The organism is Streptomyces sp. NPDC092370 (assembly GCF_044755265.1).
In the GTDB taxonomy this organism is placed as follows: domain Bacteria; phylum Actinomycetota; class Actinomycetes; order Streptomycetales; family Streptomycetaceae; genus Streptomyces.
In genome coordinates, this window is record NZ_JBIVQO010000016.1 from 69,900 (window position 1) to 82,898 (window position 12,999).

Sequence of the window (12,999 nt, forward strand, 5' to 3'; positions counted from 1 at the left end):
GTGACAGGGCCACCGCGTCCCCGGGGTACGAGGGGGTCAGACCGGCGGGGCGACGAAGCAGCCGCGGTCGACGTCGTTGAAGGACTCCTTGGCGACCAGTTCGTTCATGGGATTGGCGGTGCCCCACTGGTCGGTGACCTCGGGCTGGGAGAAGTCGTAGACGTGGGGGTGCCAGGTGTCCTCGTCCAGCAGCTCCAGTTCCGTCGTGTACTCGATGGTGTTGCCGTGCGGGTCCAGGAAGTACGTGAACGTGTTGTCGCCCGCCAAGTGCCGGCCAGGCCCCCAGACCTTCTTGAAGCCGGCGCGGATCACGCGCCCGGAGCCGCGCATGTACTCGTCCAGGCCGCGCATCTCGAAGGAGACGTGGTGCAGGGAGGTGTGCGGGCCCTTGGCGATAGCCATGGAGTGGTGCTGGTTGGAGATCCGCATGAAGTGCATGACCTCGCCCATGTGCGGCGTGCCGAGGGTGTCGGAGAGCCGGAAGCCGAGGTGGGTCTCGTACCACTCACGGGTCTTGTCCAGATCCGGGGAGTTGAGTACCACGTGTGACAGGCGGACCGGGATCGCCTCCTTCTCCTCGATACGGCGGTGCTGCCGTGCCTCGACATCGGCGGAGACCTCGATGGTGCGGCCGTCGACGTCGAAGAAGCGGAAGCCGTAGCCGCCGCCGGGTGTGTCGATCTTGCCCGGCCGGGAGATCAACCGCACGCCACCCGCGAGGAGTTGCTCGGCGAGGGTGTCCACGTCCTCGGTGGAGCCGGCGCCGTACGAGACGAGGTCGAGGCGCTTCTCCTCGGCCTTGCGCAGCCGCACCACGTACTGCTCGGGGCTGCCCTCGGCGGCGAGGAAGGAGATGCCGGAGTCCTCGGCGACCTGGGTCAGGCCCCAGACGCCGGCGTAGAAGTCGAGCTGCTTGTCGTAGTCGGGCACGGCGAGGTCGACGTGCCGCAGATGTGTAAGCAGGCGTGCGCTCATGGCGGGTTCTCCTGTGCGGGGGTCAGGTGAGGCGCAGCAGCGTTGTCGCGTTGCCACCGCGCACGGCATGGAAGTCGTCGTCGGGCAGGCGCGCGGCGCGCAGTGCGCCGACGGGGTCCTCGGTGCCCATGTCGAAGGGAAAATCGGAGCCGAGCAGCACACGGTCCGGGCCGACCGCGGCGACCAACGCCCGCAGTATCTGCGGGTCGTGGACCAGCGAGTCGAAGTACAAGCGCTTGAGGTAGCTGCTGGGCAGGTGGGCGCAGCCGGCGCCCGCGTCGGAGCGGGCCGACCAGGCGTGGTCGGAGCGGCCGATGTGGGTGGGCAGATACCCGCCCCCGTGCGCGGCGATGATTTTCAGCTCCGGGTGCCGGTCCAGCACCCCGGAGAAGATCAGGTGCGAGAGCGCGACGGCGTTCTCGGTGGGCTGGCCGACGGTGTTGGACAGGTACCACTGGTCGAGGCGCTCGTCGAGCGTGCAGCCGAAGGGGTGCAGGAAGAGGATCGCGCCCGTCTCCTCGGCCCGGGTCCAGAAGGGTTCGTACGCAGGGTCGGACAGCTCGCGGCCCGGTGCGTGACTGGAGATCTCGACACCCAAAAGTCCCTGGCCCTGGGCGTGTTCGAGGGCCCGCACGGCCTGCTCCGGATGTTGGAGGGGGGCGAGACCGAGCCCTCGCAGCCGGTCGGGCGCCTGTGCGCAGTGCGCGGCCGTCGCCTCGCCCGCGAGCCGGTAGAGCCTCTCGGCCGTCTCCTCGTCCGCCCAGTAGTGGTAGTGCGAGGGGGACGGGCTGACCAGCTGGACGTCCACGCCCTGCGCGTCCATCGCGGCCAGTCGTACGGCAACGTCCGTCAGCCTCGGAATGCGCTCGGCGACCATGGGGCCGCTGACGGCCTGGGCCCCGGGCCCGTTGCGGCGGGCGTCGAGGGCCTTGGCCTCTGCCAGGCCCGGCAGGTCGGCCACCAGGGCCTCGACCTCGGGCAGGAGGAGGTGCGCGTGCACGTCCACCGTCCGAACGGGGTGCGCGTCCGTGCTCGACGAGGGGCTGGGACCGGGCTGGGGGAGGCTCCCAGCGGTGGCCGGGGGCGGGTGGGCCGTCACGGCAGCTCCTTGAGCGCCGGCATGGTGGCCTCCAGCAGCCCGGGCACATCACCGGGCACGCCGTCGAGCTGCCACTGCCCGATCTGCACGGACGCTTCGACGACCATCCGGACCCGGTCGATCCGCCGCTCGTAGTAGCGCGTGAGCAGTTCCTCGTCCCACGCGGATCCGCTGGTCAGCAGCTGGGACAGCACCCAGGCGTCCTCCAGGGCCATGGCCGCGCCCTGGGCCATCGTGGGTGGGCAGCAGTGCGCGGCGTCGCCGACGAGGACGACCCGGCCCCGGTGCCAGGACCCCTCGACCAGCATCCGGTCGAACCAGGTGTAGTTCACCTGCGCCGGGTCGGTGATCGAGTCACGGATCTCGTCCCAGGCACCGCCGTAGCCCTCGGCGAGGCGGCGCATCTCCTGCGCGTAGGACTCGGACGGGATCGTGGCGCGGTCGCGGCCGGCCTCCACCAGATAGGCGTAGATCGTGTCCTCGCTGGTGGGCGTGTAGCCGGCGATGTAGCAGGGTCCTCCGTGAGAGAGGACGCTGCACTCCACTCCGGCCGGGCGGGGCGCCGGGACACGCCAGATGGCCATGCCGGTCGGCTCGGGTTCGACGTCGATGCCCAGGGCGGCGCGGGTCGCGGAGTGCAGTCCGTCGGCGGCCACGACGAGGTCGTAGCGGCCCTCGGTGCCGTCACTGAACCGGACGGTCGCTGATGAGTCGTCCTCGGTGAGGATCTCGGCGGTGGTGCCTAGCCGGACGTTCGCGCCGGATGCCCGTACGGCGTCGACGAGGATGCGCTGGAGCACCGGGCGCTGCATGCCGAGGGTGGCGGGGAGGTCGTCTCCGCCGGTACGGAGGACGTCACCGACGTGCAGCACGGTGCCGTCGGGCGTCGTCAGCCCCAGGGCGTCGAAGCCGAAGCCGTGCTCGCGGACCTCGTCCCAGACGCCGATCTCGCGCAGCACGCGCAGGGCGTTGCCCTGAAGGGTGATGCCGGAGCCGCGTACGTTCCAGTCCGGTCTGACCTCGACGAGGTCGACGTCGATGCCGGCCCGCCGCAGCAGCACGGTCATGACGTTGCCGGAGGTGCCCCCTCCGATGACCAGGACTCTCTTGCCTTCCATCGCCAACTCCTTTGTTGGGCAGGTCACTTGACGGCGACCGGATTGACGGGGGAGCCGACGGCTCCGGTGATGGGCAGGGTCGCGGCGGTGAGCCAGAACTCGTACACGCCGTCGCGGGCGCAGTCGTCCGCGAGAGCGTCGGGGTCCCACATCTCGCCGATCAGCAGGCCCATGTTGGGGATGACGACCTGGTGCAGCGGCTGGAAGGCGCCGTCGAACTCGTTCGGCCGTACCTCGAAGCCCCACGTGTCGGTGGCGATCGCGGCGATCTCGCTCGTGTGCAGCCAGCCGGCGGTGGTGAAGGACAGGCCGGGCGAGTCTCCGCCCGCGTAGTCACCCCAGCCCTCGCGGCGGGCGCGCGTCAGCCGCCCGGTCCGGACGACGACGATGTCCCCGCGGCCGACGGCCACGCCGTGCGCCCCGGCGGTCGCGGTCAGGTGTTCCTCGGTGATCGCGAAACCGTCCGGCAGTTCCCCGCGTTCGTCGCCGATCACCCGGCCGACGTCGAGGAGGACTCCGCGCCCGGCGACGTACGGGGCCATGTGCTCGATGCCGGTGACCAGATCGCCGTCCGAGGTGACGGTCTTCGCGGCGTCGCGTCCGTTCCACGCCTTGCCGTGGTCGAAGATGTGCCCGAGCCCGTCCCACTGGGTGGAGCACTGCAGGGGCATCGTGATCACGTCGTCGGCGCCGCCGATGCCGTGCGGAAAGCCCTGGTTGCCCAGCGCCGCGTCCGTTCCCGTGTCCAGCATGGTGTGGACGGGGTTGGTGCGGCGGCGCCAGCCCTTCTGCGGCCCGTTCATGTCGAACCGCTGCGACAGCGAGAAACTCACGCCCCGGCGGACCAGTGCCGCGCCCTCGCGGCGCTTGGCCTCGTCGAGGAAGTTCAGCGTGCCGAGCACATCATCCTCGCCCCAACGCCCCCAATTGGAACACCGCTTGGCGGCCTCGTTGATCGCGCCCTCGGCGTCCGTGGGGTCGAGCGGGGCCGTCACGACGCGGTCCCCTCGGCGACGCAGCGGGTGCGCTGCGCGCCCAGACCCGTGATGGAGCCCTCCATGACGTCGCCGTCGCGCAGCAGCCGTCCCCAGTGCATGCCGTTGCCGGCCGGGCTGCCGGTGAGCACAAGGTCGCCGGGCAGGAGCCGGGAGGTCTGGGAGATGTACGACACCAGCCGGGCGATGCCGAAGAGCATGTCCTTGGTGGACTCGTCCTGCATGGTCTCGCCGTTGAGCTTCAGCGTGACGCGCAGGTCACCCGGGTCGGCGATCGACTCGGCGGGCACGATCCACGGGCCGAGCGGGGTGAAACCGGGAGCGTTCTTGCAGCGCAGCCAGTCGGTGCCGATGGCCTTCATGTCCCGGCGGAAGACGGTGGCGCGGTCGGTGAGGTCGTTGGCGATGGTGTAGCCGGCCACGTACTCCAGGGCCTCCTCGACCGTCACCCGGTAGGCGGGCCTCGCCATGACGGCTGCCAACTCCAGCTCCCAGTCCGGCTGCTGCGCCCAGTCCGGAAGTACGACGTCATCGAAGGGGCCGGTGATCGCGCTCGGCAGGCCGATGAACACGTACGGCAGATCCTCGGCCGCCCGCCGGTCCATGACCGCGGCGATCTCCGCGCGCGCCTCCTCGACCGTGCGGGGGTCGTCGGGGGCGCGATGGGCGACCTCCAGATCGATCACGTGCTGCCGGTAGTTGGCGCCGGACTGGAAGACCTGGCGGGGCTCGACCGGCGCGTGCGCCCGCAGGTGCTCCAACGGCCGCCAGTCGGCCGTCTCGTCGGCCGCGAGCTCGTGCAGGCGAGGGAGCATCTCGTCCCAGTGCTCGAAAATCCCCCGGGTCGTCAGGGCCGGCTCTCCGAGGGCCGTGCGAAGATCCAGCACGCGCCCCTCGGGGATCACAAGACCGGGGAAAGTCGCCTGGTCGGAGTCGGAGACGACGCCAAGGGCGAAGGGACCGGAAAAGGACGCGGAAGCGGCTGCGGGGTTCACGGGAATGTCCTCCAGATTGCGGTGCGACCAATGTGACTCCCACCCCGTAATCTGGGAAATAGATTCTTTAGATGTTGATCATCCACAGTGCAAATGGTTTCCGCCGCAAGCGGCCTCGCTCTGGAGGCGTCGTGTCCCTCTCCGGCCTCGATCTGAATCTCGTCCTGTCCCTGCGGGCCCTGCTGGAGGAGCGCAACGTCACCCGCGCCGGGCAGCGCGTCGGGCTCAGCCAGCCGGCGATGAGCGCGGCCCTGGCCCGCCTGCGCCGCCACTTCGACGACGACCTGCTCGCGCGCGTCGGCAAACAGTACGAACTGACCGCCCTCGGCCGCGCACTGCTGGACCGCACCTCGACCGCCTGCGACCTGCTGGAACGGGTCTTCAGCAGCAGGGCCGACTTCGCCCCGGGCAGCGAGGAGCACGAGTTCACCCTGCTCACCTCCGACTACGCCCTCGCCGTGTTCGGCGCCGAGCTCGCCCGGACCGTGCACGCCGAGGCCCCGGGGGTACGGCTGCGCTTCCAGCGGACGCCCATCGACGTCACGGAGGACACCGCACCGCTGCTCAGCACGGCCGACGGGCTGCTGATGCCGCGCGGCATCATCGGCGGTTTCCCCGCCGTCGACCTGTTCACCGACCGCTGGGCCTTCCTGGTGGCCGAGACGAACGACGAGGTCGGCGACCAGCTGACCATGGACGACCTGGCACGGCTGCCCTGGGTCATCTACCAGCGCGCCTACGACGCTCCGGCCGCCCGGCAGCTGAGCATGCTCGGTGTCGATCCCCACGTGGAGATCTCCGTCGACAGCTTCCAGGCGCTGCCCTTCCTGGTCGCCGGCACCCGCCGGATCGCCCTGGTACAGCAGCGCCTGGCCGAGCTGCTGCGGGGCGTGGCCGCCGTACGCCTCATGGAACCTCCCTACGGGGCGGTGCCTCTCCAGGAGGCACTGTGGTGGCACCCGGTGCACACCCACGACGCGGCCCACATCTGGCTGCGCGAGACCGCGGCCCGCGTGGGAGCGGAGCTGGCCGCTTCCGAGCCCGGCCGTATCGCCACGGTCGCATCGACATAGCGGGTCCGTGCAGGCGCCTGGCATCCAAGGTCCGGATGATCCACATCTTCGATATCGATCGGATGAGGGCTAGGCAGGACCTGTCCGTTGGCCCATAGTCATCTCCACCCGGCGCCGTAGCCACACCATCCCCCGCTGCCGGGACCGGGCAGGCGCCCGGCGAGCCGGCCCGCCGCGACGCCCGGCAGTCATCGGCTCCCCGCTCCGAACCTGCCACGGATACCGGGCGGCCCGACCACGACGGCCGCACCAACCCCGTCCCCCTCCCGACCCGCCACGTGGAGTTCCCGCATGCCTGCACCCGTGCCCCCGCTCCCGTCCTCGACGCCCACAGCCGTCAAGGACACCCCGACCGAGCAGGCCGTGTCCGGCCCCGGCCACCGACTTCGCCTCATGCTGCTGATGGCCGGGAGCTGCCTGCCCATCCTGGGCGCCGTACTCATCGCCCCCGTCCTGCCGCAGATGCAGTCCCACTTCGCCGACGTGCCGGGCGTCGACGCGCTCGTCCCCATGGCCCTGACCATCCCCGCCCTCTCCCTGGCGCTGCTGGCCCCCTTCGCCGGTGTCATCGCCGACCGGCTCGGCCGCAAACGCCTGCTCGTCGTCTCGACCGTGCTGTACGCGTTCCTCGGCACCGCCCCCCTGTGGCTGGACACCCTCGGCGCCATCGTCGCCAGCCGCGCCCTCGTCGGTGTCGCCGAAGCCGCCATCATGACCTGCAGCACCACGCTGATCGGCGACTACTACTCCGGCCGGCAACGCGACCGCTACCTCGCGATGCAGACGATGTGCGCCTCGATCTCCGCGACGGCCTTCTTCGTGCTGGGCGGCGCGGCCGGATCGGCCGGCTGGCGCGCACCGTTCTGGGCCTACGCGGTGAGCCTGCTGCTCGCCCCGGCCATGGCCGCCTTCCTGCCGCGGCCTCGGCCGGCGGACCACGCGGACGAACCCTCCCTCACCGCCTCGGAACCGATGGCCAAGAGACCCTTCCCCTGGCGTCCGCTGGCCGGCACCTGCGCGCTGACCCTCTTCGGCGCCATCCTCTTCTACACCGTCCAGGTGGAGATGGCATTCCTCCTGAACGACATGGGCGTGAGCAACCCCGGCGTGATCGGACTGGCCACAGCCGGCTCCAGTGCCGCGGTCGTGATCGGCGCCGTCGTCTTCGCCAAGGCCGGCCGCAGCCCGCAAGCCTGGCTGCCCACCGCCTTCGGCCTGTCCGCCCTCGGCTTCGCGGTGATCTGGCTCGCCCCCAACCCCGTCGTACTGACCGCCGGCGCGGTGATCAACTGCCTCGGCAGCGGCATCATGCTGCCGAGCCTGCTCACCCTCGCCATGTCCAAGCTCCACTACGCCGACCGCGGCCGGGGCACCGGCCTGTGGACGGGCTTCTTTTTCCTCGGCCAGTTCATCTGCCCGCTCGTGGTCCTCGCGCTCGCCTCCGCCGTCGGCACCCTGGCGAACGCCCTGGGCGTACTCGCCCTCGCCGGGGCCGTCGCCACCGCCGCACTCGGCCTCGCCGCCCGGCGCCACCGGACGGCCACCCCGGAACCGATGCAGCAGACGGCGGGCTGACCACGCGGCGCCGATCCACCACGAGAACCACACCCGTCGAGATCGGCATCGCGGATTTCCCCGCGATGCCGATCGCCACGCGTTCCACCGGAGAAACGAAGGATGCCGACGCCGACCCTGATCGCCGCCATCCGTCGCAAGCCGGGCATGACGCACCAGGCGTTCCTGCACCAACTCCAACACGTGCGCGGCTCCCTGGCCGCCGCGAACCCTCTTCGGATTCGGCGCTGACTCAGCTGCCCAATTCCGTGTGGGGTGACGATGGGCGCGAAATGATCCGAGCCGGCCGGCCCGGTCACGAAGTGAACGGCGTGGACCCGTCCTCCGCGGTGATGCTCCACAGATGATCGGCGGTCCCGTTGTCGTCCCATTGCATGGCCGCGGCCCCCGACGACGTGGACATCCCGTCGATCCCCAGCACCAGGCCGCTGTTCTTGTTGACGATCTTGGCGTAGCCGCCACCGGCGTCGACGATCGACCACAGATGGTCGGCGGTCAGCGTGTCCCCCCACTGCAGCGCCGCCGCGCCGGCGGTCGTGGACGCGCCCTTGACGCCGAGGACCCGTCCGCTGTTGGTGTTGAAGATCTTGTAGTAGCCGTTCTCGGCCGGGACGATCTTCCACCAGTGGTTGGCGCTGTCACTGGCGCTCTGCTGCTGGACAGCGCCACCGGCGGCGATCGAGGAACCGGCGATCCCGAGCTCCAGGTTGCTGTTCTTGTTGACGATCTTCACCCGCGGCGTCTCCGGGTACCAGGACTCCAGCTCGGTGACGCCGACGAACTTGCCCGCCTGGGGGGTGAAGACCACCCGGAACTGGGACGTGGTGATCGTCGGGAAGGTCACCTCGTTGGCGTTGTTCGCGACCGGCGCCGCCGGGCTCTTCGTCTGGCTCGGGACGTTCACCCAGTCCCCGTCCTTGAGGTACTGGACGGTGTAGCTCGCCGGGACGCGGATGTTCGCGCCGTCGTCGTAGGTGTAGAACTTCACCTCGTTGATCTTGCGCGGGGCCCCGAAGTCGACGCCGAGGTGGTCGGTGGCGTTCGGCGAGCCGGAGTTGGTCCACCGGTTGTCGGGGATCTTGTCGTAGCGGATCCAGCCGTCCGTCGCCCGGAGCGGGGCGTCGAAGGTGGTGGGCTTGCATGCCTGGCCGCTGTGGCAGTGCGGGCCGTTGGAGACGGTGTTGGTGTAGGAGGCGAACGCCTTCGGGTACGGCTGGGTGATCGTGCGGCCCAGCCAGTCCTGCTCGGCGGTGAGCGGGTTTGCCGCCACGTTCATCAGCCGCGGGGGCTGCGCCGGGGTGACGGGGGCGGCCACGTTCACCGTGGTGTTGCCGACGGTCGAGGACTGATGGATGCGGACGCCGTCCTGGAAGATCTGCAGCCCGCTGCCCTTGCCGTAGTGCGAGCCGTCCCGGTCCCAGCGGATCGACAGGGTGTGCCCGTGGTAGGGCAGGCTCTCCACGGCGAAGTAGTCCCAGTTGGACGGGATCAGCGGCTTCAGCACCAGCGTGTTGTCCGCCTGCGGCTTGATGCCCAGCAGACCGCTCAGCACCAGGTCGTTGAAGCTGGAGTGGTTGTAGTGCTCGCTGAAGTTGAACCCGTCGTAGATCCACTCGCCGGTGTCACCGTTGGCGGCCTCGGCGATGTAGGGCTTGCCGTCCTTGTGCTGGAGGTCGGCGAACTGGGCCAGCATCGTCTGGTAGTCGGCCTTGGTGACGAAGTTCTGCGCCGGGTAGTCCTGGAGCAGGTTCGCGAGACCCGTGAGGATCTGGCTCGTCTGGAACGGCCAGCTCGGGCCGTTCCAGTGGCAGCAGTTGGCGTCGTCGCGCTTCTGCACGGCGGGTATCGCCTGGTAGTTGAAGTACGGGTTCGCGGTGATCCGGTCGATCTCGGCGAAGCCCGTGCCCTTGGCGAACTTCAGCGTGTTGGCCCCGGCCTTCATGGGGACCTGCACGGTCACGGACTGCGACTCGGAGAACTTCTGCCAGGCCCCGGTGGGCGCGTAGCTGACCGTGATCGGGCTGGTGGTGTTGTCGTTGACGACGAGCTTGTGGGTGGACGTCGCGGTCGTGCCGTTGGCGTAGTGCACGGTCACGGGGTAGGTCCCGGCGCCGGGCGCGTCCACGGTGAAGGTGACGTGACTGTCGTCGAAGTCGATCTGCCCGACGTACTTGCCGTTGGAGGCCGTGGAGCCGTTGAAGACGTTCGCGCGGTTGACGGTGGCCTGCTCGGCTTCGAAGTCGTGCACCCGCTCCAGCGTCGTGGGCCCGAACGGCGCCTTGAACCGCTTGGCGTCGGTCAGGTACTTCCACGCCGACGAGTACCGCGCGTCCGGGAGGTTGAACGCCCAGGGCGCGAAGCCCATCGCCTCGCGCCAGGTGGTCCTGGTCTGCTTCAGCGTGCCGTTGGTGGCGTCCGTGTTGTAGACCTGCATGAAGAAGTTGCGCTGCGGGTCCCACAGCGAGTTCTGCACGGCGGCCTTGAGCTGGGCCGCCTTGGCGTCGTACTCGGTCGCGGTCGCCGTGTCGCCGTTCATCGTGGCGATCTTGCTGATGGCCTGGGCCGCGCTGAACATGTACGCGTTGATGGTCGGCCGGTAGCCGCGGCCGCCGCTGAACCAGTTGCTGCTGTGCATCGACGTCTCGGTGTACTCCGTGGCGTCGGACAGCGGGCTCTGGTGGTACAGGTCGCTGGTGGACTGGGTGCCGTCGACCGTGATGTCGGTGTTGAAGTTCGAGTCCCACCGCTTGTACAGCGCGATGAGATGGGGGAGCGCGGACTTGATCTGCGCGGCGTCCCCGGTGACGAGGTAGCGCTGGTACGCGGCGCTGGTGATCCACTCGCTGAACTTCTGTACGCCCGAGTTGCCCGCCCCCCGCAGCCAGAAGTCCAGGTAGTCACCGGCGTAGTCGCGGTTGTGCAGCCAGCGCCCGTCCAGCAGGTGGTAGCCGGTGGCATCCGGGAGCGCGGTGTACGGGTTCGCGGCGTAGCCGATCGGCACGTCGTACTCGGTCGACACGTACCCCGTGCCCGGCACCGTGTAGCGCAGCGCCCGCTTGAAGGTGCTCCACCGGTAGTAGTAGACGTCGTCGATGTCGTTGTCGGGGGTGTCGAGGAACGGGATGTTGTCCTTGTACCACTGGCGCTCGTCGAGCTGGTTGGCCGCGAGGATCGCGTCCTTGTCCAGCGCGACGGCGTTGGGGTCGTCGGCGGCCTGGGCGGACGTCGCCCCAGGCCCGGCGGACAGCAGACTGATGGACAGCACCGAGCCGCATAGGGCGGCGAGGGCGCGGCGGCTGCCTCTGAGGCGATTACGCATTGAGGTGTCCTCCATTGGGCACTCATGCGGCGATTCTGACGTTCGAAATAGCGAACACCGTTCGATATGCTGCGAGACGGTAGGGACAGCCGTGGCCGAAAGTCAATGGTTCGCGTAAACGGAATGTACGGCGGCGGAGCGAACGGTGTGGCCGGGCTCAGGGGGCGGAGCCGTCCACACACCCTCCGCCCTGTCGGACCTCGGCGGCCAGGTCCCCGAGGACGGCGGCGGCCCCGGTGTCGTACGGGAGAAGGTGCCCGGCCCCGACGGCGACTCGGAACCGGTCACCGCCGTCTACCTCGTCCCCTTCCGCCGGGCCGACCTCTCCTTGCCCGCCCAGCTGTTGCGCCTGCTGCGCACGGACGAGGCCGGATGCCGGGCTTCCGAGCCGTAACGGGGATGCTCCCAGGCGTCCAGTCGGTCCCCTTCACCATGAGCTGAAGGGCGTCGCGCTCACGGAGAGCGGCGAGTTCCGGGTTACTGGATGGTTTCGAAAAGTTTCGCCGCAGGCGTTGACAGCCCTTTGCGTCGTTCCTATCTTCACTTCACCGAACCGGTTCGACGACCGGTGATCGGTGGACTTGCCACCGAAATTCCGAAGTGCCGAGTACCGGAGTACCCACTTCACCACCTACGCGATTCGAGGGTTCCGTCGCACGCGGAACATCGAATCGGTTCGAGCAAGGAGTCGCCGTGAACATCGGTGAGATCGCCAAGCGGGCCGGTGTCTCGCGCTCCACCGTCTCGTACGTGCTGAGCGGCAAGCGCCCGGTGTCGGACGACACGCGCCGGAAGATCCAGGAGGTCATCGACGAGCTGGGCTACCGCCCGAACGCCAGCGCCCGCGCCCTGGCCAACGGCCGGACCAACACGATCGGCCTGGTCTTCCCGCCGGCCGGGGACCACTACACCGGGATGCAGCTGGACTTCATCGGGAGCGTGGTGGAGGCCGCCGCGGCCTACGACTACGACGTGCTGCTGTCACCGAGCGGCGTGGACAGCGACCGCTCGTTCCAGCGGCTGCTGGGCGAGCGGCGGGTCGACGGCGCGATCCTCATGGAGATCAGACTGGAGGACGACCGGATCGACCACCTGGACGGGCTGGACTTCCCCTCCGTCGCCATCGGCCGCACCGCCCGTCCGGAAGGCGGCTGGTGGGTCGGCCTGGACCACACCGCACTCGCGGCGGCATGTGTCCACCACCTCGCGGACCTCGGCCACAGCCGGATCGCCCTCGTCAACCGGCCCGAACAGCTTTTGCGGGCCGGTTACGAGTCCGCCCACCGGGGGCTGGAGGGCTTCACCAAGGCCGCAGCCGAGCGCGGGCTGACCGTGCGGACCTACTGCTGCGGGGACGACGCCGCCTCCGGCCAGGCATGCCTGGAGCGGATCCTGCACGACGATCCGGCCACCACAGCCCTGGTCACACTGAACGAGGCCGCGCTCGGTGGTCTCTACCGGGGGCTCGCCCAGGCGGGCCGCCATGTACCGCGCGACTTCTCCGTCACCGGGGTCGTGGCCGGCCGGTGGGCGGAGACGGTGACCCCGCAGCTCACCGCGGCCGACGTACCGGCGGAGGAGATGGGCCGCCGCGCCGTCGAACTGCTGGTGGAGCGGCTCGACCATCCCGACGCACCGCCCCGGCACCATCTCCTCGCGCCGCCGATCTCCCTGCGGGCGAGCACAGGGCCCACACAAGCCAGGCCCACTGCGGGCGAAGGGCCCGCCACCGCCTCATAACCCCCTCCACGCACACCGTCCCACACCACCCCACGCCCGAACTGCTCAGCGGCGCCGTTCTCCGTGCCCGCCTCTCCTCCTCACCCCGTGCCCTCGGCACCCGCATGTCC

10 protein-coding genes are annotated in these 12,999 nt (G+C 69.7%); 4 read left to right on the forward strand and 6 right to left on the reverse strand.

Annotated elements, in window-relative coordinates:
• Nucleotides 1-36: 36 nt before the first annotated feature.
• From ACIQHQ_RS34005 to ACIQHQ_RS34025, 5 genes are read right to left on the reverse strand one after another with little or no spacing between them, the layout of a single operon-like run.
• Nucleotides 37-975, reverse strand: coding sequence for a VOC family protein (locus ACIQHQ_RS34005; protein WP_402619621.1), 939 nt, complete (start codon nucleotides 973-975; stop codon nucleotides 37-39).
• Between the two features lie 22 nt (nucleotides 976-997).
• The gene (locus ACIQHQ_RS34010; RefSeq protein WP_402619624.1) at nucleotides 998-2,074 is read right to left on the reverse strand and encodes an amidohydrolase family protein; all 1,077 of its coding nucleotides are present in this window, start codon (nucleotides 2,072-2,074) and stop codon (nucleotides 998-1,000) included.
• Complete coding sequence (locus tag ACIQHQ_RS34015; RefSeq protein ID WP_402619626.1) at nucleotides 2,071-3,192, reverse strand: FAD-dependent oxidoreductase; 1,122 nt, start codon at nucleotides 3,190-3,192, stop codon at nucleotides 2,071-2,073. The genes ACIQHQ_RS34010 and ACIQHQ_RS34015 overlap by 4 nt, the downstream gene beginning before the upstream one ends.
• 23 nt (nucleotides 3,193-3,215) lie before the next feature.
• The gene (locus ACIQHQ_RS34020) at nucleotides 3,216-4,187 is read right to left on the reverse strand and encodes a cyclase family protein (RefSeq protein WP_402619629.1); all 972 of its coding nucleotides are present in this window, start codon (nucleotides 4,185-4,187) and stop codon (nucleotides 3,216-3,218) included.
• Complete coding sequence (locus ACIQHQ_RS34025) at nucleotides 4,184-5,182, reverse strand: fumarylacetoacetate hydrolase family protein (protein ID WP_402619631.1); 999 nt, start codon at nucleotides 5,180-5,182, stop codon at nucleotides 4,184-4,186. Before ACIQHQ_RS34025 ends, ACIQHQ_RS34020 begins: the two co-directional genes overlap by 4 nt.
• A 131-nt stretch (nucleotides 5,183-5,313) precedes the next feature.
• Here ACIQHQ_RS34025 and ACIQHQ_RS34030 point away from each other — a divergent pair, with 131 nt between their 5' ends.
• Both ACIQHQ_RS34030 and ACIQHQ_RS34035 read left to right on the forward strand, forming a co-directional pair.
• Nucleotides 5,314-6,255 carry a LysR family transcriptional regulator gene (locus tag ACIQHQ_RS34030; RefSeq protein ID WP_402619633.1) on the forward strand — a complete coding sequence of 314 codons (942 nt, stop codon included), beginning with the start codon at nucleotides 5,314-5,316 and terminating at the stop codon, nucleotides 6,253-6,255.
• A 291-nt stretch (nucleotides 6,256-6,546) separates the two neighbouring features.
• Entirely contained in the window at nucleotides 6,547-7,830 is a 1,284-nt protein-coding gene (locus tag ACIQHQ_RS34035) for an MFS transporter (protein ID WP_402619636.1), read from the forward strand.
• Nucleotides 7,831-8,125: 295 nt separating this feature from the next.
• On the opposite strand, the gene ACIQHQ_RS34040 is transcribed toward ACIQHQ_RS34035, so the two are convergent.
• Entirely contained in the window at nucleotides 8,126-11,095 is a 2,970-nt protein-coding gene (locus ACIQHQ_RS34040) for an MGH1-like glycoside hydrolase domain-containing protein (RefSeq protein WP_402619639.1), read from the reverse strand.
• A gap of 199 nt (nucleotides 11,096-11,294) precedes the next feature.
• On the opposite strand from ACIQHQ_RS34040, the gene ACIQHQ_RS34045 reads away from it, so the two are divergent.
• Together ACIQHQ_RS34045 and ACIQHQ_RS34050 are read left to right on the forward strand one after the other, a co-directional pair.
• A complete protein-coding gene (locus ACIQHQ_RS34045; RefSeq protein WP_402619791.1) occupies nucleotides 11,295-11,543 on the forward strand; it encodes a hypothetical protein in 249 nt (82 codons plus the stop codon).
• 299 nt (nucleotides 11,544-11,842) lie between these two features.
• Nucleotides 11,843-12,889 (forward strand): LacI family DNA-binding transcriptional regulator, encoded by a 1,047-nt coding sequence (locus tag ACIQHQ_RS34050; RefSeq protein WP_402619641.1) that lies wholly within the window; start codon nucleotides 11,843-11,845, stop codon nucleotides 12,887-12,889.
• The last annotated feature ends 110 nt before the right edge of the window (nucleotides 12,890-12,999 follow it).

What these genes read in the sequence shown, in the direction of transcription:
- ACIQHQ_RS34015 (WP_402619626.1), bottom strand. Translation starts at nt 3,192, where the DNA reads ATGGAAGGCAAGAGAGTCCTGGTCATCGGAGGGGGCACCTCCGGCAAC.
- ACIQHQ_RS34005 (WP_402619621.1), bottom strand. Translation starts at nt 975, where the DNA reads ATGAGCGCACGCCTGCTTACACATCTGCGGCACGTCGACCTCGCCGTG.
- ACIQHQ_RS34035 (WP_402619636.1), top strand. Translation starts at nt 6,547, where the DNA reads ATGCCTGCACCCGTGCCCCCGCTCCCGTCCTCGACGCCCACAGCCGTC.